The organism is Micromonospora sediminimaris (assembly GCF_016863575.1).
Lineage (GTDB): Bacteria > Actinomycetota > Actinomycetes > Mycobacteriales > Micromonosporaceae > Micromonospora > Micromonospora sediminimaris.
Window position 1 is genome coordinate 23,294 of the sequence record NZ_BOPD01000032.1, and the last position, 22,416, is coordinate 45,709.

The 22,416-nt window shown below is 71.7% G+C and carries 16 protein-coding genes; 8 read left to right on the forward strand and 8 right to left on the reverse strand.

Translation table 11 applies throughout. The features are described from left to right. Positions 1–35: 35 nt before the first annotated feature. On the reverse strand, positions 36–692 hold the full coding sequence (locus Vse01_RS29495; protein ID WP_232511169.1) for a hypothetical protein: 657 nt from the start codon (positions 690–692) through the stop codon (positions 36–38). Positions 693–1,024: 332 nt separating this feature from the next. On the opposite strand from Vse01_RS29495, the gene Vse01_RS23410 reads away from it, so the two are divergent. The 4 genes from Vse01_RS23410 to Vse01_RS23425 all read left to right on the forward strand — a co-directional run bounded on the left by Vse01_RS23410 (position 1,025) and on the right by Vse01_RS23425 (position 6,140). Next, on the forward strand, positions 1,025–1,993 hold the full coding sequence (locus Vse01_RS23410; protein ID WP_170863382.1) for an AraC family transcriptional regulator: 969 nt from the start codon (positions 1,025–1,027) through the stop codon (positions 1,991–1,993). A gap of 80 nt (positions 1,994–2,073) precedes the next feature. After that, complete coding sequence (locus Vse01_RS23415; RefSeq protein WP_093403075.1) at positions 2,074–4,875, forward strand: AAA family ATPase; 2,802 nt, start codon at positions 2,074–2,076, stop codon at positions 4,873–4,875. 193 nt (positions 4,876–5,068) lie between these two features. Next, on the forward strand, positions 5,069–5,587 hold the full coding sequence (locus tag Vse01_RS23420; protein WP_232511168.1) for a hypothetical protein: 519 nt from the start codon (positions 5,069–5,071) through the stop codon (positions 5,585–5,587). 25 nt (positions 5,588–5,612) lie between these two features. Beyond that, positions 5,613–6,140 (forward strand): DUF3558 domain-containing protein, encoded by a 528-nt coding sequence (locus tag Vse01_RS23425; protein WP_093403073.1) that lies wholly within the window; start codon positions 5,613–5,615, stop codon positions 6,138–6,140. Between the two features lie 12 nt (positions 6,141–6,152). Here Vse01_RS23425 and Vse01_RS23430 read toward each other — a convergent pair whose 3' ends face one another. After that, a complete protein-coding gene (locus tag Vse01_RS23430; RefSeq protein ID WP_093403072.1) occupies positions 6,153–7,361 on the reverse strand; it encodes an FUSC family protein in 1,209 nt (402 codons plus the stop codon). Positions 7,362–7,652: 291 nt separating this feature from the next. On the opposite strand from Vse01_RS23430, the gene Vse01_RS23435 reads away from it, so the two are divergent. The 3 genes from Vse01_RS23435 to Vse01_RS23445 all read left to right on the forward strand — a co-directional run bounded on the left by Vse01_RS23435 (position 7,653) and on the right by Vse01_RS23445 (position 11,040). Next, the gene (locus tag Vse01_RS23435) at positions 7,653–9,767 is read left to right on the forward strand and encodes a cellulase family glycosylhydrolase (protein ID WP_093403070.1); all 2,115 of its coding nucleotides are present in this window, start codon (positions 7,653–7,655) and stop codon (positions 9,765–9,767) included. Between the two features lie 62 nt (positions 9,768–9,829). Next, positions 9,830–10,210, forward strand: coding sequence for a YccF domain-containing protein (locus tag Vse01_RS23440; RefSeq protein WP_093403068.1), 381 nt, complete (start codon positions 9,830–9,832; stop codon positions 10,208–10,210). Beyond that, positions 10,207–11,040 carry an SDR family NAD(P)-dependent oxidoreductase gene (locus Vse01_RS23445; protein WP_093403066.1) on the forward strand — a complete coding sequence of 278 codons (834 nt, stop codon included), beginning with the start codon at positions 10,207–10,209 and terminating at the stop codon, positions 11,038–11,040. Before Vse01_RS23440 ends, Vse01_RS23445 begins: the two co-directional genes overlap by 4 nt. A 5-nt stretch (positions 11,041–11,045) precedes the next feature. On the opposite strand, the gene Vse01_RS23450 is transcribed toward Vse01_RS23445, so the two are convergent. The 6 genes from Vse01_RS23450 to Vse01_RS23475 all read right to left on the reverse strand — a co-directional run bounded on the left by Vse01_RS23450 (position 11,046) and on the right by Vse01_RS23475 (position 21,814). Then, complete coding sequence (locus Vse01_RS23450) at positions 11,046–11,960, reverse strand: cation diffusion facilitator family transporter (protein ID WP_093403065.1); 915 nt, start codon at positions 11,958–11,960, stop codon at positions 11,046–11,048. Between the two features lie 202 nt (positions 11,961–12,162). After that, positions 12,163–13,539 (reverse strand): FAD-dependent oxidoreductase, encoded by a 1,377-nt coding sequence (locus Vse01_RS23455; protein WP_093403063.1) that lies wholly within the window; start codon positions 13,537–13,539, stop codon positions 12,163–12,165. 175 nt (positions 13,540–13,714) lie between these two features. Further along, entirely contained in the window at positions 13,715–14,611 is an 897-nt protein-coding gene (locus tag Vse01_RS23460) for a bile acid:sodium symporter family protein (protein WP_093403062.1), read from the reverse strand. A 61-nt stretch (positions 14,612–14,672) separates the two neighbouring features. Then, entirely contained in the window at positions 14,673–15,740 is a 1,068-nt protein-coding gene (locus Vse01_RS23465) for a DUF2855 family protein (RefSeq protein WP_093403060.1), read from the reverse strand. 70 nt (positions 15,741–15,810) lie between these two features. Continuing rightward, positions 15,811–16,299 (reverse strand): SRPBCC family protein, encoded by a 489-nt coding sequence (locus Vse01_RS23470; RefSeq protein ID WP_093403059.1) that lies wholly within the window; start codon positions 16,297–16,299, stop codon positions 15,811–15,813. A 43-nt stretch (positions 16,300–16,342) separates the two neighbouring features. Then, on the reverse strand, positions 16,343–21,814 hold the full coding sequence (locus Vse01_RS23475; protein WP_232511166.1) for an ATP-binding protein: 5,472 nt from the start codon (positions 21,812–21,814) through the stop codon (positions 16,343–16,345). Positions 21,815–22,161: 347 nt separating this feature from the next. On the opposite strand from Vse01_RS23475, the gene Vse01_RS23480 reads away from it, so the two are divergent. Then, the gene (locus tag Vse01_RS23480; protein WP_093403226.1) at positions 22,162–22,383 is read left to right on the forward strand and encodes a hypothetical protein; all 222 of its coding nucleotides are present in this window, start codon (positions 22,162–22,164) and stop codon (positions 22,381–22,383) included. Positions 22,384–22,416: the final 33 nt, after the last annotated feature.

Here is a 22,416-nt window from a genome sequence, read left to right on the forward strand (position 1 = left end):
CGTCCGCCGGTCGACGACCGGCGGACGGTTCCTCATCACGGCCGGCGGGGCAGCCAGCCGAGGAAGCGGTTACGCGCCCGGGCCAGCGGTAGCCCGGGTAGATCCCGGGCGGCAGCCAGCAGACAGGAGCCCAGGTAGACAGCGAGCGCGGCGCGGGCACCGCCGAACTCCGCGAGCAGTTGGCTCTGCTTGACCGCGCACGGCCACTCCTGCCCGCAACCGGTGCAGGTCCAGCTCGGCGGCGAGGGCAGATGCTCCGGCGGCTTGGCCGAGCGGTAGCGGACGGAGGCGCTGTTTCCTCGGCCGACCCGGCTGGCGGGCCGGGGTGGATCACCAGGCACGGAATGTCGATGGGTGAACAGTTCCCGTCGCGCCAGTCCGAGCGCCCCGCCCACCCGGACCAACGCGTCCGGCCCCGGACGGTAGCCGACCAGGGCGCCCAGCAGGTGGTGACCCAGCAGGTCGAAGGCGTCCGGCCCGAGGGCGAGGTCGCGGCAGAGCGCGATCAGCCGCGTCGGTGCCACCACCCGCTGCGCCACCAGGGCGCAGCGCAACACGTCCCGCAGGGCACCACCCAGGTCGGTCGTGCGGGATCCCACGATGCCGGTCAGGTCTGTCTCGCCGGCGATCCGCCGGCGTGCCTCAGCCGTCGCCAGTCGGACGATGTCAGTCGGATCCTTGGTCTCCAACACCCCACCCCTTCACCCGTTGGTCGATCAGCTACCCCTCGTTCGACACCCTTCGCATGATCATGGCCACGGAGGGTTGTCGGCTAGCCCGGTGCGCGCACGCCGGGCCGTACCGATTAGCCCAAAAACGAAAACTCCCCTGACATCGACAACGAGCGAGATCTACCGGGCGCGACGGATGCGCCACGAAAACTTCATGGGAGTCCTTCCTTTGTGGATACCATCGATGGGAATCCTGGCTCTGCATGTCCTATCGCTCTCCGGATCCACCACGTCTCGCCGGGGCATCGTCCCGGCGTGCCGAAGCGCCCTCCGTCCAGGTCGATGGAGACGTATTGAAGACGAAGGTTCCGATTGCCCACCGGTTCGACAGCCGCGACCCGGAGACGATCCGCGACTTCCTGGCGTACGCCTACCGCTCCAAGGTCGCCCTCCGCGCGGCCCCCGGCGTCCGCTACCGGTTCCGCCACCACCGGGTCGACGCGGGCTCGTTCTGGTTGGAGTCGTTGGAACAGTCCACCCAGCTCGATATCGATGTCGAACCGCCCGCCGCGCTGGTGATCTGTGAGGTCCTCAACGGACGCGTCGACCGCTCAAGCGCCGGTGCGTACGGCCGGTACAGCCCGGGCGACGTCTTCCTGGCCACCCTCCCCGACCTTCCCTGCTCGCTGCGCTGGCTGCCGGGCCGGGTCAGCGTATGCCTGCTCGACCTCGCCGTGCTGGACCGGGTGACCGGCACCGCGTCCGCCGGGCGGGTGAGGGCGGTCCAGTTCGGCGGTCTGTCCCCCGCCTCCCCGGCCCTGGCCGGACTGTGGCGGCACACCACGAGCTACCTCAACCACGTCGTCCTGGGCAACCCGTACGCGTACCGCGAACCGCTGGTCATCGCCAACGCGGCCCGGATGCTGGCCGCCTCGGCCCTGGCGGTCTTCCCCAACTCCACCACACGCTGGCCACAGGCCATCGACCGGCGGGCCGCAACCACCGCCACGCTGCGCCGCGCCACGGCCTTCATCGAGGAGTACGCCGACCGCGACATCGGCGCAGCCGACATCGCCGCCGCCGCCCAGGTCTCGCTGCGGACCCTGCAACTGGCGTTCCGCCGGCACCTCGACACCACCCCGATGGCGCACCTGCGCCGGGTCCGGCTCGACCGCGCCCACCGTGACCTCGTGCAGGCCGACCCCCGCCAGGAGACCGTCTCCGCGATCGCCTCCCGGTGGGGGTTCCTCAGCCACAGCCGGTTCACCGCGCGTTACCACGCCACCTACGGATTTCCGCCCAGCCGCACCCTGCACGCCTGACGCCCACCCTGGCCGACCGCCCGCGGTGGGCCACCGTCCGCACGATGGCCACTCCACCTCATCGGTGCCAGAATCGCACCATGCGGGGTACGCTCGTCGGCCGCGACGGGGTGTTCGACCAGGCCTGGCGCGCACTACGCGAGCCGGGGTCGGTGCTGTTGGAGGGCCCGGCCGGCATCGGCAAGACCACGTTGCTCCGGGAACTGGTCACCGAGGCGACGCGGGCCGGCTGGTCGGTGCTGACCTGTGCGCCGACCGAATGCGAGACCGAGCTGCCCTTCGCCGCCCTCGCCGACCTGCTCCGTCCGCTGGCGGACCTGGTGGTGGAGTTGCCGCGCCCACAGCGCGTCGCGGCCGAGATGGTGCTGCTCACCCGGGACAGCGACGAGACCGTCGACGAGCGGGTGGTCGGTGCCGCCACCCGCTCGCTGCTGGAGGCCGTGCTTGCCGCCGGCCGGCCGGTGCTGGTCGCCGTGGACGACTCGCCATGGCTGGACAGGCCGAGCGAACGAGCGCTGCGGTTCGCGCTGCGCCGGGTCGCTCCCGGGCTGTCCACCCTGGTCAGTTGCCGCACCGACAACACGCCGACGATGCGGATCGCGCCGCTCGGGCTCGACTCCGGTCCCGGCCGGCTGACCCGGCTGCCACTGGCTCCGCTGGGCGTGGGGGCCCTGCACCACCTCCTGCGCGAGCGGGTCGGTGCCACCCTGAGTCGTTCGTTGCTCGCCCGGATCGCCCGGGAGGCTGCCGGCAACCCACTTGTCGCCATCGAGGTGACCCGCGCGGTGCAGCGCCTGCCGCAGCCACCGGAGCCGGCACAGGATCTACCGGTGGCCTCGTCCATGCATCAACTCCTCGGAGAGGTGCTCGCCCGGCTCCCGGCCCGCTGCCGGGACGCCGTACGGCTGGCCGCCCTGCTCGGCGTACCGCTGCTTCGGGACCTGGCCGCGACGGGGATCTCCCCCGCCGCGTTCGACGCCGCGGAGGAGGCCGGTCTGCTGGTGGTCGGGGCGGTGCGGGTGGAGTTCGCCCATCCGGTCTACGCGGCCGCGGTCCGCGCCGGCATCCCACCCGGCGTCCGGCGCGGCCTGCACCGCCGGCTCGCCGAGGTGGTGACCGACCCGGACGAACGCGTCCGACACCTGGCCCTGTGCACCACCACGGCGGACCCGGTGGTCGCCGACGCCCTCGCCGCGGCTGCCGCCCGGCAACATGCGCGGGGCGCGCCGGAGGCCGCCGCGAATCTGTACGAGTCGGCGGCGCGGCTCACGCCCGCCGACGATGTGGCCAGCCGAGGCCAGCGGCTGCTGGCGGCGGCCCGTTGCCGCTTCGGGTGCGGCGACCACCCCGGCGCACGCGTCGCCGCCGAGGCGGTGGCCGCCGAGTTCGGCGGCGACGTCCGCGCGGAAGCGCTGCTGCTGCGCGCGGTGGTCGCCTGGAGCGCCGACGAGTCCGGCGGCACGGCGGTCGAGGCAGCCGGCCGGGCACTGGCGGCAACCCGTCCGGATTCCCCGCTGGCCGGCCGGATCCACGCCCACCTGGCGCTCTTCGTCGACCTGCCGGATCCGGCGCGGGCCCATGCCGAGGCAGCCATCGCCCTGCTCACCGGTCCCGGCGGAGACCGCACGCTGCTCGCCGCGGCGCTGCTGCACCTGTTCTTCAACGAGGTACGGGCCGGCGAACCACCGCGCATCGAACTGCTCGACCGGGCGCTGGAGATGGAGGGACCGGAGCCGTCGTGGCTCGCCGGCACGATCCCGGCGATCTGGTGGAAGTCGATCGACGATCCGGCCCAGGCCCGACGACGGCTGGGCAGCCTGCTGGATCTGGCGGCCGCTCGGGGAGATGAGCCCTCGCAGTACGACCTGCTCAAACACCTCGGCGAGACCGAGCTGCTCGCGGGGCGGTGGTCGACTGCCGAACGGCACATCGCGGCGGCCCGCGAGCTCGGTGAGCTGCTGGGCACCGAGGCGACCGCGGAAATCTGGCTGGCCGGGCTGCTCGACGCCCTCCGTGGCCGACTCGACGTGGCGCAACGGGTGGCCGAGGCGGGGCTCCGACTGGCCGAGCAGCTCGACGACGACTGGTGCCGGCGGATCCACCTGCAACTGGCAGCGTTCGTGGCGCTCTGCGCCGGCCGGACGGCCGACGCCGCAGCCGGGTACGGCCGACTCGCCGCGACGGTCGACCGGATGGGTCTGGCCGAGCCGCTCGCACAGCGCTTCGAGACCGACTGGATCGAGGCCTGCGTGGGTGCCGGCGACCTGGTCACGGCGCGCGACGCCCTGGCCCGGCTGGCGGAACGTCACCGGCGGTTGCCCCGCCCCTGGACGCTGCTGGGGCTGGCGCGCAGCCGCGCCCTGCTGGACAGCGCCAGTGGCGTCGACCCCTCGGCTGCCCTGGACGACCTCGCCGCCGCGCGTGCCGCCGTGCCGCCGGAGGTCCTGCCGCTGGATCGGGCCAGGTGTCTGCTGGTCGAGGGTATGGTGCACCGCCGGTCCCGCCGCAAGCGGCCGGCCCGGGAGGCACTGGCCGCCGCGGCGGTCGAGTTCGACGCCCTGGGCGCGACGGTGTTCGCCGAGCGAGCCCGGGCCGAGGCCGCCCGGCTCGGTGGGCGCCCGCCCGCTCCGTCGGACCTCACCGCCACGGAGGAGCGGGTCGCCCGGCTCGCCGCGCAGGGACGGACCAGCCGGGCAATCGCCGACGAGCTGTTCGTCAGCCCGAAGACCGTCGAGACGAACCTGTCGCGGGTCTACCGCAAGCTGGGCATCTCCCGCCGGGCGGAACTGGGTGCCGCGCTGGCGCGGGCAGGTGGACCCGACGAACGGCTACACCGGCCGGCGGCGACCGTCGGCGCGCCGACCGGCACGGCCAAAGGCTAGGGAAACGCCGGATTCCTCGCCGGCCGTGTGGTCGTAGCGTCGAGACGTCACTACCGGCGGACCGGCTTCGGGTGGACCGGTGCCGGCTGCCGGCACCGGTCCAGCCGTGCCGTGCGAGCGGCGGTCGTCCGTTCTGGGTGTGGTCGAACAGCCCGGCCCGGTGGCGGCCGGGCGTCAGAAGGGAGCCGAACCTGTGCGTCGACTGATCCTGCCCGCAGTGCTCGCGGCCGCGCTCGCGCTGACCGGCTGCGACAGCGCCGAACCTGCGCCGCCAGCGGCTGGCCCCGGTGCGGATGTGGAGACCGACCTGGACGTGTCCGCCGACGGCGCGGGCACCGAGGCCCCGCCCTGCCCGTTCACCGCAGCCCAGATCTCAGAATTGATCGGCCAGTCCATGGTCGACGACGGCAACTGCAGCTTCGGCGACGGCAAGGGGGTGGCGGCGTTGTCCGTGACGACCGCCTCCCAGTTGGCCGGCGAGACGACCTACGACTATCAGCGCCAGCAGGCCGAGCAGACCTACCAGACGGTGACGGATCTTGACGGGGACGGCAAGGGCTACCTGGCGGTCAAGGACATCGGCGCCGAGGCGGTGCTCGTCGGCGGCGCTGGCAGCTTCACCGTGACGTTGAGCAGCTTCGAGCGCCTCGGCGCGCAGCCCGACGGCTACGAGCAGGCACTGCGCCGGCTGCTCGACGCCCTCCCCCGGTGACACCACGCCCCCCGAGGAGACGACCGTGAGGTACCTCAAGCTCGCCGCGACGGCCGTCGCCGTCGCCGCACTCACCGCCTGCGGCGGCAACGCCGAACCCGCCGCCGCGCCACCGCCACCGACCGAGGCGGCGGAGCCGGCCCCGCCCACCGACGCGACCGAGGCAACGGAGCCGACGGCCGAGGCGCCGCCTGTCGACGCCTGCGCCCTGGTACCCAAGGAGGACGCCGAGAAACTGGCGGGCACCCGCCTGGAGGATCCGGTGCCGGTCCGTGAGACCTGCACGTACAGCGGGCCGGTCTCGGGTCCGCTGGCGCAGGTGGAGGTCTACGTGGGCGACGGAGCCAAGAAGATCCTCGACGTCGACCGCGATCTGGACCACGAGTTCGAGACGCTGTCCGGGATCGGGGACGAGGCTTACCTGGAGGACGGCGCGGTCTTCGTGCACGCCGCCGGGGTGTGGGTGGCCATCCGACTGGTCCGGCTGGACGACCCGGCCAAGTACCACAAGCCGCTTACCGAGTTGGCCCGGACGGTCGCCGGGCGGCTCTGAGCCACGGTCCGGTCACGCCGCCTTCCGCTCGGCGGGCGACTTCTCGCTCGCCCGACGCTGCGCTTCGAAACGCCGCCGGATCACGGCGACCGCCTCCTCCTCGTGGCAGCCGAGGCTGCGCAACAGGTCGGTGGCGACGGTACGGATCTGGGCCACCACCACACTGCCGGAGAAGCCGACCCCCTCGTCGTACGCCTCGGCGGCCCGGTCGACCGCCTTGAGGATCAACTGCTCGGACCGGTTCGTGTGGTGCCCGCTCTCCGCCTCGACCTGCAACAGCGCCAGGGCGTCGCCGAAGTAGTGCACAGCGGCCGCCAGCCCGGCCGGGATCGGTTCCTCGTCCCGGACCGCGGTGGCCGCCCGGCGCAGCATCTCCTGACCACCCCCGACGGCCAGGTCGAGGTAGCGCGTACCACGTTCGTAGTGCTCGAACTCGCCCCGTCGGTGCCAGCGGGCCGGCGACACCGCCACCGCCTCCCGTGCGCCGGAAACAGCGTCGTTGAGCAGGGTCAGTTGGGGGCTCAGGCCGTACAAGCCGTCCCGGGCGGCGGCCACCACCGCGGCGTCGCCCTGGGACATCCCGTCCGCGGCGTTGTGCAGGTGTTCGATCAGGGTGGAGAAGAGGGGGCGGGCGGCCCGTTGGATGATGCGCACCGGGTTGACCGGCAGCACGGCCACCACCACCACGGCCGAGATCGCGCCGATGACCGCGTCGATGACCCGCGGCACCTCCAGTCCCCGCTGGATCGGCGAGAGGGTGGCGATCAGCACCGCCGTACCGCCGGCCTGGGTGACGACCGCGCCACCCCGGCTCATGGTCAGCGCGAGCAGGATGGCTAGGGTGACCACGGTGCCGATCTGCCAGGGGCCGGTGCCGATCACCATGATCAGGGCGTCACCCACCAGCAGGCCGGCCAGCACGCCGACCAGTAGCTCGACGGTACGACGGGTCCGTCGGCCGATCGCGGCGGCGATGGTGCCGACGGCGGCACTGGGGGCGAACACCGGCGACGGGTGGTTCAGCAGCTCGTGCGCCAGCGTCCAGGCGATCGCGGCGGCCACGCCCGCCTGAACGGCGAGGATCGCGTACAACTCCAGGCTCCGGCGTCGCTCCCGCCAGCCGATGCGTTGGCTGAGGCTCCCGACCGTGCTGGCGACCCCGGCCTGGACCCGGCCGCCGGCACGATGCGCCCAGCCGCTGTCGTCCTCCCCCGCCGCCACGCCGCCGACTACCCCACCGGGCCCCGCTCATTCACCGCCTGGCGACGCTTCCTTCCCGCTGGCAGCCGCCGAACCGTTCGAGGCGGTATCCCCACCGTCTCGGTACGCCGGACCGGAATAAGCCATCCCTGGTTCACCTTTCTCACCTGGGCAGAGAGCCTTCATATCGTGCTGCATCGATTGACAAAGTTGATGATCCCAACTTATGGTGCGAGCCGGCCGGATGTTTCCGGTGGCCCGGCGACGCCCGGCCAGCCACCCCGTTGACACCATCACCACGCGAGGAGCGTCATGGCTGGGCTGAAGGGCACACTACGCAGGACACGTTGGCGATTCGGCCTCGTCGCCAGCGGCGTCGCCGCACTACTGGCCGGGGCCGGCCTGATCACCGCCGGCACCGCGCACGCGGCGGCCGGATGCCGGGTGGCGTACTCCGCCCCCAGCCAGTGGCCGGGCGGGTTCACCGCCAACGTCGCCGTGACGAACCTCGGCGACCCGCTCAACGGCTGGCGGCTGACCTGGACCTTCCCCTCGGGGCAGCGGGTCACGCAGGCATGGAACGCCACGGTCACCTCGTCCGGCAACGATGTCACCGCCAGCAACGTCAGCTACAACGCCGCCCTGGGCACCAACCAGACCGCGTCGTTCGGCTTCAACGGCTCGTGGTCCGGCAGCAACACGGCACCGACCACGTTCGCCCTCAACGGCGTCACCTGCACCGGTAGCGTCGGCACCACCCCGCCACCGACCACCACCCCGCCGCCGAGCACGCCACCGCCGAGCACCCCGCCGCCGACCAGCCCGCCGCCGGCCGGCGACCCGATGGCCTACGTGGCGGCGATGCAGCCCGGCTGGAACCTCGGCAACACCTTCGACGCGGTCGGCGCCGACGAGACCGCGTGGGGCAACCCGCGCGTCACCGAGGCGCAGCTCGACGCCATCCGGGCCCAGGGCTTCAACAGCATCCGAATCCCGGTGACCTGGAGCAACCACCACGGCCCCGCGCCCTCGTACACCATCGACGCGGCCTGGCTGAACCGGATCAAGGAGGTCGTCGGCTGGGCCCTGGACGACGGCTTCTACGTGATGATCAACCTGCACCACGACTCGTGGCAGTGGATCCACGAGATGCCGACGAACCGGACCACGGTGCTCAACCGCTACAACGCGCTGTGGACCCAGATCGCCGCCGCGTTCCGGGACCACTCGCCGAGGCTGCACTTCGAGAGCGTCAACGAGCCGCAGTTCGCCAACAGCTCCGGCGACGCCCAGAACGCGGAGCTGCTGCACGAGCTGAACGTGAACTTCCACCGGATCGTGCGCGCCTCGGGCGGCACCAACGCCACCCGGATGCTGGTCCTGCCGACCCTGCACACCTCATCCGAACAGGCTCGGATCAACGAGTTGACCACGACGATCAACCAGCTCGACGACCGCAACCTGATCGCCACCGTGCACTTCTACGGCTACTGGCCGTTCAGCGTCAACGTCGCCGGTGGCACCCGCTTCGACGCCACGACGCAGCAGGATCTGACCGACTCGTTCGACCGGGTGCACAACGCCTTCGTGACCCGCAACATCCCGGTCGTCATCGGCGAGTACGGACTGCTCGGCTTCGACCGGCACACCGGCACCATCCAGCAGGGCGAGAAGCTCAAGTTCTTCGAGTTCCTCGGGCACTACGCGCGATCCAAGCGGCTCACCACCCAGCTCTGGGACAACGGTCAGCACTTCGACCGGGTCGCCTTCCAGTGGAAGGACCCGGAGCTGTGGGCCCAGATCAGGTCGAGCTGGACGACCCGTTCCGGCACCGCGTCGTCCGACCAGGTGTACGTGCCGCGTACCGGCTCGATCACCGCGAAGTCGCTGACCCTCAACCTGAACGGCACCACCTTCTCCGGGTTGCGCCAGGGCAGCACGAACCTGACGCAGGGCACCGACTACACGGTCTCCGGCAACCAGCTCACCATCACCGCGAGCGCGCTGACCCGGTTGGTAGGCAACCGGGCGTACGGGGTCAACGCCAGCCTCCAGGCCCGCTTCTCGGCCGGTGTGCCCTGGCGGATAGACGTGATCACCTACGACACCCCCGTCCTGTCCAGCGCCACCGGAACGACAGCCGCCTTCGCCATTCCGACCCAGTTCCGCGGCGACCAGCTCGCCACCATGGAGGCGAGGTACGCCGACGGCAGCAACGCCGGCCCGCACGACTGGACGTCGTTCAAGGAGTTCGACGTGGCCTTCAGCCCTGACTACCCGGGCAACCGGATCACGTTGACCGACACCTTCTTCGGCGAGGTCCGCGACGGCGCAGCGGTCACCCTCACCTTCCACTTCTGGAGCGGTGCCCAGGTGACCTACCGCGTCACCCGGTCCGGCAGCACCGTCACCGGCGTCACCGGCTGAACCAGCCGCGCCACCGGCCGCCCACCGGGTGGCCGGTGGCGCGCGGCGGTCATCATGGGTTCATGATCCGATTCCTGCTGAACGTGCTCTGGCTCATCTTCGGTGGTGGCCTCGTGCTGGCGATCGGCTACGGTATCGCCGCCCTGATCTGCTTCGTGCTCGTCGTCACCATCCCGTTCGGCGTGGCGTCGTTGCGGTTGGCGTCGTACTCGCTGTGGCCCTTCGGCCGGACCCTGGCACCGAAGCCCGGTGTCGGGGTGGCTTCGGGTCTCGCCAACATCATCTGGGTACTGCTGGCCGGTTGGTGGCTGGCGCTCTCGCACATCGTCGCCGGCGTCGGCCTCTGTCTCACCATCATCGGGATCCCGTTCGGCGTGGCCAACTTCAAGCTCGTCCCGGCGGCGATCTGGCCGTTGGGGCAGGAGGTCGTACCCGCCCCATGAGAGCCGAAGGCGTGTTTCCGACGAATGACCTGACCGGCCGGGTGGCCCTCGTCACCGGGGCCAACCACGGCATCGGCGCGGCCACCGCCGTCACGCTGGCCCGGTTGGGCGCAGCGGTGCTGGTCAGCTACCTACGGTTGGACGACCCGCCGGACCCGGGCATCCCCGACGCGTACCGACGCAAGCGGGCCGGCGACGCGACCGAGGTGAGCGAGCGCGTCCGCGCCGTCGGCGGCCGGGTGCTGCCGGTCGAGGCGGACCTGGCGGACCCGGCCGTCCCGGCCCGGCTGTTCGACATCGCCGAGCGCGAGCTGGGCACGGTCGACATCCTGGTGAACAATGCCAGCGGCTGGCTGGCCGACACGTTCAAGCCGACCGCCGTCGACCGGCACGGCCGGTCGTTGCGGCCGGTGAGCGCCGAATCCTTCGATGCACAGTTCGCTGTGGACGCCCGCGCGGGCGCCCTGCTGATCGCCGAGTTCGCCCGCCGCAACGTCGCCGCGCGTCGCGGCTGGGGGCGCATCATCAGCCTCACTTCCGGCGGCAGTGACGGGTTCCCCGAGGAGGTCTCCTACGGTGCCGCCAAGGCGGCCCTGGTCAACTACACCATGGCCGCGGCACACGAACTCGCGCCGTTCGGCATCACCGCCAACGCCGTGCACCCACCGGTCACCGACACCGGCTGGGTCAGCGAGGAGGTACGCGCCGCCGTCGCCGACGACCCGCACCTGCTGCGGGTGGCCGAGCCCGAGGAGGTCGCCGAGGTGATCGCCTTCCTCGCCGGGGAGAGCGGGCGGCTGGTCACCGGCAACGTGATCCAACTGCGCTGACCGACTCACCAGTGGGCGCCGCCGCAGACGCCTTCGGCGTCCCGCGGCTCGACCTGCAAGGTGGCGTGCTCAATGCGGAAGCGGTCGTGCAGCATCTGGCGGGCGGCGGCCAGCACCGGGGCCAGGTCCGCTCCGGTGTCCAGGGTGAGGTGCGCCGAAGCCACCTCCATCCCCGAGGTCAGGGTCCACACGTGCAGATCGTGCACGTCGGCGACACCGTCGAGCCCACGCAGGCCGTCGCGTACCTCGGCGACGTCCACGTGCGGCGGCGCGGCCTGCACCAGCACCCGCAGCGCGGCGCGGGCGAGGCGGTAGGTGCGGGGCAGGATGAACAGGCCCACCCCGACGGCGACGATCGGGTCCGCGTACCACCAGCCGGTCAGCGCGATCACCCCGGCCGCGACCAGCACGCCCACCGAGGCGATCAGGTCACCGAGAACCTCCAGGTAGGCGCCGCGCACGTTGAGGCTCTCCGTCGACCCGGCGCGCAGCAGCAGGAAGGCGACCACGTTGGCGACCAGCCCGCCGACGGCCACCGCCAGCATCGGGCCGACCAGCACCTCCGGCGGGTCGTCGAACCGCCGGAGCGCCTCCACCAGCACGTAGAGGGCGACCCCGGAGAGCAGCACCGCGTTGGCCAGCGCCGCCAGGACCTCCATCCGGTACAGGCCGAAGGTGCGCTGACCGTCCCGGGAGGCCCGGCTCGCGGCGGTGATCGCCGCGAGCGCCATGCCGATGCCCAGCACGTCGGTGAACATGTGCCCGGCGTCCGACAGCAGGGCCAGGGAGCCGGTCACCCAGGCGCCGACCGCCTCCACCAGCATGAAGGTCGCCAACAGGGCGAAGGCCGCCCACAGTCGCCCGCGGTGCTTCTCCCCCGCCCGGGCAACCTGCCGCCCGTGATCGTGCCCGGCACCCACCCCGCGCCCCCTCTCGCCGCCGCCAACATATGCGTATATCGCAATGGGCGCAACTATCTCCGCCAACCCCGCCCCGCGATCTTGCACTTCCGGTCGCCGAGATGCACCTTTTCACCACTTCTGAGGAGGCAAGAAGTGCAAGATCGCGGGGCGGGAGCCGGGCTGGAGGAGGAGCGGCGGTTCAGCCGGGATGTGCGGTCAGTCAGCGAGCGCGTCGGTTGGCCCGCAGGGCGCCGAGGATCACCCTCGGTGTGACGAGCGAACTCGGGTGCTTGCGCATCGAGACGACGTCGTTGAACCGCCGGGCAGTGGTCACGTCGGTGACGGTCGCCGCGACGATCTGGCGGCTCACCCAGCTGGAGAGCCGGTAGCCGCGTGGGTAGGGGCCGTCGACGTGCGGCAAGGCCAGGTCGGCCGAGGTCGAGATCGACCAGGCGGCGTCGACCACGATCTTCTGAAGGGCGAAGAAGTGGTGGGCCGGCAGACCCAGGTCCGGACCGGGCCGCAGGTAGTGCGCCAGGCAGGCCGCGTGCAGCGCGGCGGCGGTGATGCCCTGCCCGTACACCGGGTTGAACGAGGCGACCGCGTCACCGACGCTGACCAGCCCGCCCGGCAGCCGGGTCACCGCGTGGAAGTCCCGACGCCGGCTGTCGGCGTGCCGGTAGGTCTGCACGTCGCCGAGGATCTCGCTGTCGGCGACCGTCGCGAACTCCGGCGGGAACTGCTCGCGCAGCCGTCGGACGAAATCCTCGGCGGTACGGCCGGGACGGTGCTCCCCGTAGCCGGCCATCATCGCCATCCACCGACCGTCCTCGATCGCGAAGAACGCGGCACCGGCGACGTCGACAGACGTCGTCGGGCTGTGCAGCGCCAGCACCACCGTGTGCTCGGGGTCCGCCTCGTCGCGTCGGAACAGGGCGGTCGCGTAGTTGAGGTGCACAGTCATCCGCCGCAGCGCCGGCCGCTCCCACCCGGCCTCTGCCAGCCAGTCGGAGAGCCGGCTGGACCGCCCCATGGCGTCCACCACCAGATCGGCGTGCTCGACACCCGGCGAACCGCCGACGTCGCACCGGACGCCGCTGGCCACCGGGCCGTCGAACACCAGCCCGGTGGCGCGGGCGGTGACCGTCTTGACGTTGGGCAGTCGCAGCACCTGCTGCCGGATCAACGACTCCAGCAGCGGCCGGCTCCCGGCCAGGCTGTCGGCGTCGTCCGGTACGACGACCTTCAGCCGGCCGTCCAGGTAGTTCCGCCGGGCTGCCGGCGGAGCCTCGATCGCCCCCTGTGCCAGGGCCTGTTCCCGGAACCCGGGGAACAGCTGCTCCAACTGGAGGAAGCCACCGGGCAGCAGGGCGTGCAGTTGAGTCCCCTGTGGTACGCCCGGTCGTCCTCCGGTCGCCTGTAGGTCGTCGCGGTCGATGACCACCACGCTCTCGGCGTAGTCGGAGAGCACCCGGGCGGCAAGCATGCCGGCGATGCTGCCGCCGATCACCACCGCCTTGCCCATGACAGGGGACGCCTGGTCGGGCGGTCGCACCGCGTTCAGCGCGGCGAGGACCCGAGCCGGAGAGAGGGACATCGTGCTCTCCAAAGGGTACGAGGTGTGGCGCCTTTCCGCCTGCCTGCCAGTGACCGATGCTGGGGCAGACCGACGGAGCCGGGCGGTCGGCATGACGCCCAACGATCGTTGCACAGGGAGGGAACGCCAACGACGATTCGTCCCGGCCCCCCGGCCACCTCTGTCTCCGGCCGGCTCAGCTCCGGACGGCACCGTCCGGCGCCGGCTCCCGGCCGGCACCAACCCGGTTGACCAGGTAACCGAAGGCGGCGGCCGTGAAGAACATGACGATGCCGTAGACGGCGCCGGGAATCGCCATCTGCGCGTTGTCGAGCAGCGCCGGACTGAGCGCGATGGTGATGGCCAGGGTGCTGTTGTGGATGCCGATCTCGAACCCGGCCGCCTTGGCGGCGCTGCGCTCGACCCCGGCCAGCCGGGGCACCCCGTACCCGATGCCGAGGCTGAGCAGGTTGAACGCCAGTACGGCCAGCCCGACGGAGACGAAGTAGTCGGCGAGGTTGTCCCGCTCACCGAGTACGGCACCGGCGATCACCGCAACCAGGACCACCACGGACAGCACCCGTACCGGGCGGTCCAACCGCTGCGCGACAGCGGCCGACCGTGCCCGGATCAGCATTCCGAGGGCGACCGGGATCAGCACGATCGCGAACACCTGGAGCACCTTGTCGAACTGGAGCCCGATGCTCCGCGCGTCGCCGAGGAGGTACGCCGCCGACAGGTTGACCACGATCGGCAGGGTGAAGACCGCCAGCACCGAGTTGATGGCGGTCAGCGTGATGTTCAGGGCCACGTGCCCGCCGAAGAGGTGGCTGTAGAGGTTCGCCGTGGTGCCGCCCGGCGAGGCCGCCAGCAGCATCATCCCGACGCCCAGTTCGGGCGGCAGGTCGAAGGCGAGCACCAGGCCGAAGCAGAGCGCCGGCAGCAGCAGCACCTGACAGACCAGGGCGATGACGGCGGCCTTCGGGTGCCGGGCCACCCGGCGGAAGTCGCCGGTGGTCAGGCCGAGACCCAGACCGAGCATGATGATGCCGAGGGCGACGGGTAGTCCGATCAAGGTCAGGGCGGAGTCCATGACACGACATCGTTACCACCGGGTAACGCACTGGCAATCCTCCATGTGGCCGGGGTAGCCGTCAGAACTGGACCACGCGCCCCGCCCGTGGCGGGGTTACGCCCGCGAGCACGTCGAGCCAGGCCCGCTCCAGCGCGCCCGGGCCGGTGCCGAGCTGGACGTCGACCCATTCGCCGGCCACGTCCGCGAAGCGCCGCCAGGCGTCGGCGAACCGCTGGTCGAGCCCGTCGCGACCCCAGTCGAGGCGGCGTTTGCGCATCTGCACCGGGGCGAAGAAGACCTCCCCGGCGGCGTCGGCGTTCGGGATCTGGTTGGTCAGGCCGACCGCGATGTCGCGGACCAGCCGGTCACCGAGGTGCCGCCGCAGGGCGGCCCGGGTCGCGGGCGCACCGGACAGGTCGAGATAGGCGGTCGGCACCGGGTCGAGGGCGGCGATCCCGTCGTACGGCAGCACCTCGTCGTAGCAGCCGAGTGACCGGGTGAACGCGAGGTTGCCGGGCGAGGTGAGCCCGACCAGGCGCGCGCCGCGCCCACGCAGCTCCACGGCGGCGGCGTACGCCGTCTTGCTGGACGCCGACGAGAAGACCAGCGACGTCGCGCCGTAGCAGTCGTTGTCGACGATCTGGTCGGCCAGCATGAACGAGGTGAAGAAGAGCGGCCGGAACAGGATCAGCAGATCCTCCTGGTCGGCCCGGTACGCCGGGTCACCGACGGTCGAGCGGTACCCGTTGTACGGCGAGGGCAGCTCGGCCCGGTGCACGCTGGCGTCCCGGAACCCGGAGGCGTCCACCCTCGACGGCCGCACCACCAGGTGCCCGGCCGGTGGAAGGTAGCCGTACACCCGCTGCCCCACCTCGACCCCGGCGACGGTCGAGCCGACCACCTCGGCGAAGCCCCACAACGGCGGCAACCCCCACTGCCCGCCCAGCCCGTGCCGGCCGGGCGGGAAGAACTCCCAGTACCGCATCGACTCGCCGAGCACCGCGTAGGTGACGTTGTTGGCGGTCAGTCCGACGCGGTCCACGCGCAGCAGCGTCTCGCCGTCGGACAGCTCCGGCACGGCCCACTCCACCAGGGTGGTGCGGCTCAGCTCGGCACGGGCCACGGCGAACGTCCAGGAGGCAGCCATGCTCAGACGCTAGGCAGTCAGGGCCGTCGAGACAAGATGCACTGCTAGTGCAAAATCCCACTCCGTGTGGCTATCTGGTCGCCATCCGGCGGGTCAGTTCGGCCGCCCGGTACGCCGCCACCTGACGGGCCTGACCGGCCACGAAGCGCCGCAGCGGCGTCGGTGCGTGTGCGGTGACCCGCTCGTCGACCCGGGTGCCCTCCGGTACCGGGGTCAGCTCCACCACCGCGCGCAGGGACACCCAGCCCGGGCTGCGCACCTCGCTGACCAACGGACCGTGCGGCGGCGTCGAGACCATGCGTACCCGGATGCGGTTGTCCCATCGCAACGGACCGACCAGCCGGAACCGCTCGACGGCGACGTACTCGGCTATGGCGCGGCCCTCGGCGTCGTGACCGTGCCGCACGTCGTCGACCGCCACGATCAGCGGCGACAGTCCGATGTAGCTACGCGGATCGGCCAGGTGCGCGTACACCACGTCGGGCGGAGCCCCGACGGTGCTGGTGGTCTCGAACGCGATCGGCGGCTTCCGGTCCTCGGGCACGCCCCATGGTGGCACGCCGGCGACGCGACCGTGTCCCGCCGCCGGCGTGCCCGACAGGTCAGGACGGCCGGGCCGCCTTCGCCAGGCCGCGCTCGACGGCGGCGATGAGCTGCGGACGCAACTCCTCGGGCCGGATGATGGCGTCCACCGAGCCGACCTCGACCGCACGCTGGATGCTGTGCACACTGTCGAACTCGGCGGCCACCTCGGCCAGCTTCTCCGCCCGCACCGACGCGCGCACGTCCATCAGCTGCGTAACCAGTGCCGCCCGCTGCCCGCCGGTCGCCGCCGCCACGCGTGCCTCCAGGTCGGCCACCCGCGGATCCTTCGCCGTACGCGCGTTCACGTCACCGGCGAACACCACCGCCGCGGCCGGCGCGCCGCCGATGACGGAGGCGAACGAACCCGCCACGGCGAGGACCGTCATGTTCGGGTTGAGCGCCTTGGAGAAGACCACGAACGCGCCACCGTGGTACCGCGAGATCACGCAGAAGACGATCGGCCCGTCGAAGTTGACGATCGCCCGGCCGATCTCCGCGCCGTACTCCAGCTGCAACTGTCGCATCGACTCCGGCGAGCCGTCGAAGCCGGAGAGGTTCGCCAGCACCACAAGCGGCCGGTTTCCGCTTGCCGCGTTTATCGCTCGGGCCGCCTTCTTCGACGAGCGCGGGAAGAGCGTGCCGGCGGTGTAGGTGTCCGGCCCGTCGGTGGGCGGGAACCCGCGCCGGGGCACCGAGCGGGATTCGATGCCGAGCAGGCACACCGGGATGCCGCCGAGATGCACGTCCTGCACGACTGCCGTCTCGGCGTCGGCCATGCCCGCCCAGCGTTCCAGGACCGCGTGGTCCTGGTCGGCCAGAGCCCGCATCAGCGTACGGATGTCGAACGCCTTCTTGCGGTCGGGGTTGCGCTCCCGGGAGAAGATCTCCCCGACGGTGGTGAAGTCGCTGTCCGGCACGCTGTGCGGGTAGTCGGAGATGTCGCGGTCGACCGGGTCGGTGGTGACCGCCCGACGTGGCCGGCTCTCGCCCGGCGCCACGTAGGCGTGGTCGTGGTACGCCATCAGGACCTGGTGGGCACCGCGCAGGTTCGGCGCCCAGTACTGGGCCTGGCCGTTGGGGCCCATCACCCGGTCGTAGCCGCCGATGCCGAAGTTGTCCTCGGCGGACACCCCACCGGAGAAGTCCAGCGACTGCTTGCCGGTCAGCACCATCGCCGAATCCGGCGTCATCACCAGGATGCCCCGGGTGTGCATCAGCATCGTCGCCTCGGCGTTCCAGTACGGCTGGGCGCCCACCGTGATTCCCGCGACGACGATGTTGATCTCACCACCGGCCTGGGTGAACTCGACGATCCGCTTGAGCGCGGCGGCCACCCAGTCCATGTTCTCGGTGCCCGAACTCATCGAGATCCGCGCGCCGGCCGACAGCGCGAACCAGTCGACAGGTACGCGCATCCGCTCGGCCAGGTCGAGCGCGGCGATCACCCGGGCACACTCCGGCTCGGCCAGCGCGCCCAGCGCCCTGGTCGGGTCGCCGAGCAGCACCACCCGGGTGACGCCCTCCGGATAGCGCTCGGTGGGCGTGCTCGCCACCCCGACGACGATGCCTGCCCGGTTGTGCCCCTTCGGCCGCTGCACCGGCACCAGTTCGCCGGAGTCGGTCAGGTCGTGCTCGACGAAACTGCCGTTGCGGCCGGCCAGCATCTCGGTCAGCTCGTACGGGTAGGTGGTGCCGCGCCGCCGAGCCGACAGCACCTTCTGCCGGTAGTCGTCGAGCGGCTGGATCAGCTCCGCCGTCGGCTCGGTGACGGAGATCCGCATGCCCTCGTCGTAGGAGATCTGCACCGCGATGTCGGTCAGCTCGCCGGTGTCCTCGTCCCGCTGGCGGCCGAGGAACAGCACCTCCTCCAGCCCGGCGTCCGCCGTGATCGGCAGCACCCGCTGGGCGACGGTGTTCAGCTCCTCGATGCTCAGGTCGTTGGGCGGCCAGACGAAGAGGGTGATCCGGTTGGTGTCGAACCGCTTCTTCGCCGGGCGCTGCGCCTGTACCTTGCGGATCGCGTCGAGGCAGGCGTCGAGCGCGCCCTCGACCGCGGGCAACGCCAGGATCCGGCCGTCGGTGTCGCGCAGCGGAGTGAGGTCGCGTACCTGGGCCATCGCGGCCAGCCGCTCGTCGGCCGGATTGTCCGGCGCGACGCAGTGGAAGAGGTACACCTCCTCGTCGGCCGAGGGCAGCCGGGTGAGGTCGAAGTGGCGTAGCCGGGGCAGTTGCAGACGCTGGGCGATCAGCGGGTGCAGGCCCCGGATCACCCGGTCCTCACCGACATCGGGCCGGAAGGTGAAGTGGTGGTGCATCTCGGCGCCGTTGCGCCCGGCCACCGAGATCGTCACCCGCTGGAGCACGTTCAGCAGGCCGGCCTGGTCGAGCACCTCCCGCAGGGTCGTGGCCATCGCCTCCACGTCGGGCTGCTCGGCCCAGGTCAGGTACACGTCGGCCACCGACGGCGCGGCATCCGGGCCGGGCACCGGCGACGCCGAGCCGGCACCGTCGCCACCCGCTCCGACAAGCGCGGCGACCTTGGCCAGGGTCGCCGACAGGCCGGCGAAGTCCGTGGCCGCGGCAACCAGGCGGAAGCGCTCGCCGTCCCGGTCGTACGCGGCGGTGAAGAAGGACTGCCCGGTCACCTCGACGGCTCGGGCGTTGCTCGCGCCACGGCTGCCGTAGTAGCGGCGGCTGAGCACTTCGAGCATCGGGCCGTGGTCGACGCCCGGCCGGCCGATGCGCTGGGCGAGCAGCCGGACCAGTGGCTCGGGCGAGGCGACCATCGTCGCGATCCGCTCGGCCCGGTCCGCCGCATCGGGGTTGCGGTCGAGATAACGCAGGTTGCCGCGAACGTCGGCGTACACCTCGGCCCGCTTACGTCGCAGCATCGGCTGCGCCGCCCAACGGAAGACCACGCTGCGGGCGAGGTCGCCGACCACCGGGAAACGGCGCTGGGTGGCGAAGATCAGGTGTTCCAGCGCCTGACCGACCAGCTCGCGCAGGCTCTCGGCCGGCGGCGGCTCGGTCAGCCACCGTTGCAGGAAGGTGACGATCACCTTCACGTCGGCCGCCGCCCGCTGCTGGGCCAGGAAGATCCGGAAGACGGCCTCCTCCAGCTCCGGCGTGCGTTCGAAGTCCTCGACGCCGTAGTGGGCGAGCACCCGGGCGAGACGCTGGCGGAACGTCTCCGGCAGGGCCGCCCGCTCGACGTCGAGGCACTGGAGGTAGCTGTGGAAGTACTCGCGCGGGCTGTGCACCCGGGTGTCGGCCCGGGTCTCCTCGCCGGCCGGACGGTTGCGGCTCAGCTCGGACAGGTCGGCGAAGACCTGGAGCAGCTCGACCTCCTCCTCCAGCGGCCGGTGCGGCAGCTCGGCCCGGGCTGCCAGGTACGCGGCGAGGGCTCGGCGTTCGTCGCGCGGGTCCAGGTCGTAGCCGAGCAGCAGGCTGCGCAGCTCGGCGATGCCGCGTGCCACGCGGTCCCCGGCGGACAGCCCGGTCGGCTCGGGCGGCAGCTCCAGGTCGACGGCCGTGGACTCGGTGGCCTCGCTCGCGGCACCGTCACCGAGCGGTTCCAGGCGCAGCAGCGGTGCGCCGGTCTCCACCTGACTGCCGACGGAGACCAGGCACTCGCGCACCTTCGCCGCGAACGGGGCGCGCAGCACGGTCTCCATCTTCATGCTCTCCAGGACCAGCACCGGCGCGCCCGCCTCGACCTCGTCGCCCACCGCGAGCGGGGTCGCGACGACAAGCGCGGGTGACAGGGAGCGCAGTACGCCGCCCTCGTCCCGGCTGACCCGGTGCGTGATGCCGTCCACCTCGACCAGGTGGATGGGTCCGTGCGTGTCGGTGACCAACCGGAACCGTCGGCCGTTGACCAGGATCCGTCCACTGTGCTCGTCGAAGCGCTCCAGCTCGACGTCCACCGTCGACGTGTCGCCGACGCCGACCCGGAACCGGTGCGGGCCGGTCTGCGCGACGGAGACCCGGTAGGTCGCGCCGCGCAGCTTCAGGTCGATCGGCCGGCCGCTGGCGTGCTGCACCTGGGGGCGGCCACCGTGGGCGGTGGAGAGCAGGCGCTGCCGCTCGACGTGCGCCTCGTCCTCGTACGCCTCGATGGCGGCGGCGGCCAGCGCGACGCCGGAGTGCCGGGTGGAGACCAGGCGGCCCTGCGCCCGGACCCGGTCGATCCAGCCGGTGTCGGCGCTGGCGTCGATCACCTCGGGCTGGTCCAGCAGGTCGAGCAGGAAGCTCTTGTTGCTCGCACCGCCCTCGATGATCACCGTGGTCTCGGCGACCGCCCGACGCAGCCGGCCCAGCGCCTCGTCGCGGTTGCGGCCGTACGCGATGATCTTCGCGATCATCGAGTCGAAGTCGGCGGGGATCACGTCACCCTCGCTGACCCCGGTGTCCACCCGCACGCCGGGCCCACTGGGCAGCACCAGTCGCACGATCCGGCCGGGCGACGGCGCGAAGTCCCGGTCGGGGTCCTCGGCGTTGAGTCGGGCTTCGACGGCGTGCCCCGCCTCGGTCGGGATCCGGTCGCCGAGCCGGCCACCGGCGGCCACCTGGATCTGCGCCTTGACCAGGTCGAAGTCGGTGGTGGCCTCGGTGATCGGGTGCTCCACCTGCAACCGGGTGTTGACCTCCAGGAAGGCGAACATCCGGTCACCCGGGTGGTAGAGGAACTCCACAGTGCCCGCACCGCGGTAGTCCACGGCCAGCGCGAGCCGCTCGGCCGCCTCCTTCAGCTCGCGAGTCTGCTCGGCGGAGAGCACCGGCGAGGCGGACTCCTCGATCACCTTCTGATTGCGCCGCTGCACCGAGCAGTCCCGTACGCCCAGCGCCCACGCGGTGCCCTGGCCGTCGGCAATCACCTGAACCTCGACGTGCCGCGCACCGGTGACCAGCCGTTCCAGGAAGACCACACCGCTGCCGAAGGCGCGTTGGGCCTCCAGGCTCGTGCGCTCGTACGCCTCGGCGAGTTCGGTGTCGCTGCGTACCACCCGGATGCCCCGGCCACCCCCGCCCGCGGTGGCCTTGAGCATCAGCGGGTAGCCGATCTCGGCCGCAGCCCGCTGGGCCGCGTCGAGGCTCTCCACCGCGCCACGACTCCACGGCGCCACCGGGACGCCGACCTCCTCGGCGATCAGCTTCGCGCCGATCTTGTCGCCGAGCTTGCGCATCGCCTCCGGGCTTGGGCCGATGAAGGTGACGCCGTTCTTCTCGCACAGCTCGGCGAAGGCCGGGTCCTCGGCCACGAAGCCCCAGCCCACCCAGGCCGCGTCGGCGCCGGTGTCGTGCAGCGCCCGTTCGAGGATCCGGTGGTCCAGGTAGGGTCGCGCCGACGCGGGTCCGAGGCAGTAGCTGTGGTCGGCCTCGCGTACGAAGGTGGCCGAGCGCTCCGCCTCGGTGTAGAGCGCGACGGTCTCGATCGGCGGGGCGTCGGTCTCGGCGTTGAGCTCGCGAACAGCGTGGATCAGCCGCATGGCGGCTTCTCCCCGGTTGACGATGGCGATGCGGCTGAACACCGAGCAGGCCTCCGGAAGATCGTCCCTGACAGGAGGGGACGCTCCCTCGGACAGGGGGTCCCGTTGAACCAACCTTCGTGGCTACCGGCGGGTAAGGAAGACGTGGGAACTGCCACCTCCGGACAACGGATTTTGTGGAGAACCACCAACGCCACCCTCCGACGCCGGATTCGGGTGGCCCGGGTCACCCCGAACGGGCCTCGGACGACCACGTCGAGTCGAGGCGACAAACACCCTGCGTGGCGGTGACATCTCCCAAGATCATCAACGTTTCCCTCACGGACCTGGTGCTATACGGTCAGCGGGTGAGAGTTGAGCGTCACTGGTGGAACGGCGACCACACCCCGCGCGGACGTCGCGACGTCTACATCCGTACCGACGGCGAGTCGTGGGAGGTCGAGGCCCGGGCCGGCGGCGGCGCCGGCCGCTCGAAGATCTACCCCTGCCCCGGCCGCAAGTCGGCGGAGATCCTGGCCGGGGCGTGGATGGGCGGCCAGAGCCGCTGGCGGGTCGTGGCACCCTCCTGAACCTCACCGGCAGCCTGCCCACCGCCGGTCGGG

What these genes read in the sequence shown, in the direction of transcription:
- Vse01_RS23475 (WP_232511166.1), bottom strand. Translation starts at nt 21,814, where the DNA reads ATGCGGCTGATCCACGCTGTTCGCGAGCTCAACGCCGAGACCGACGCC.
- Vse01_RS23415 (WP_093403075.1), top strand. Translation starts at nt 2,074, where the DNA reads ATGCGGGGTACGCTCGTCGGCCGCGACGGGGTGTTCGACCAGGCCTGG.
- Vse01_RS23455 (WP_093403063.1), bottom strand. Translation starts at nt 13,539, where the DNA reads ATGTCCCTCTCTCCGGCTCGGGTCCTCGCCGCGCTGAACGCGGTGCGA.
- Vse01_RS23435 (WP_093403070.1), top strand. Translation starts at nt 7,653, where the DNA reads ATGGCTGGGCTGAAGGGCACACTACGCAGGACACGTTGGCGATTCGGC.
- Vse01_RS23465 (WP_093403060.1), bottom strand. Translation starts at nt 15,740, where the DNA reads ATGGCTGCCTCCTGGACGTTCGCCGTGGCCCGTGCCGAGCTGAGCCGC.
- Vse01_RS23460 (WP_093403062.1), bottom strand. Translation starts at nt 14,611, where the DNA reads ATGGACTCCGCCCTGACCTTGATCGGACTACCCGTCGCCCTCGGCATC.
- Vse01_RS23440 (WP_093403068.1), top strand. Translation starts at nt 9,830, where the DNA reads ATGATCCGATTCCTGCTGAACGTGCTCTGGCTCATCTTCGGTGGTGGC.
- Vse01_RS23445 (WP_093403066.1), top strand. Translation starts at nt 10,207, where the DNA reads ATGAGAGCCGAAGGCGTGTTTCCGACGAATGACCTGACCGGCCGGGTG.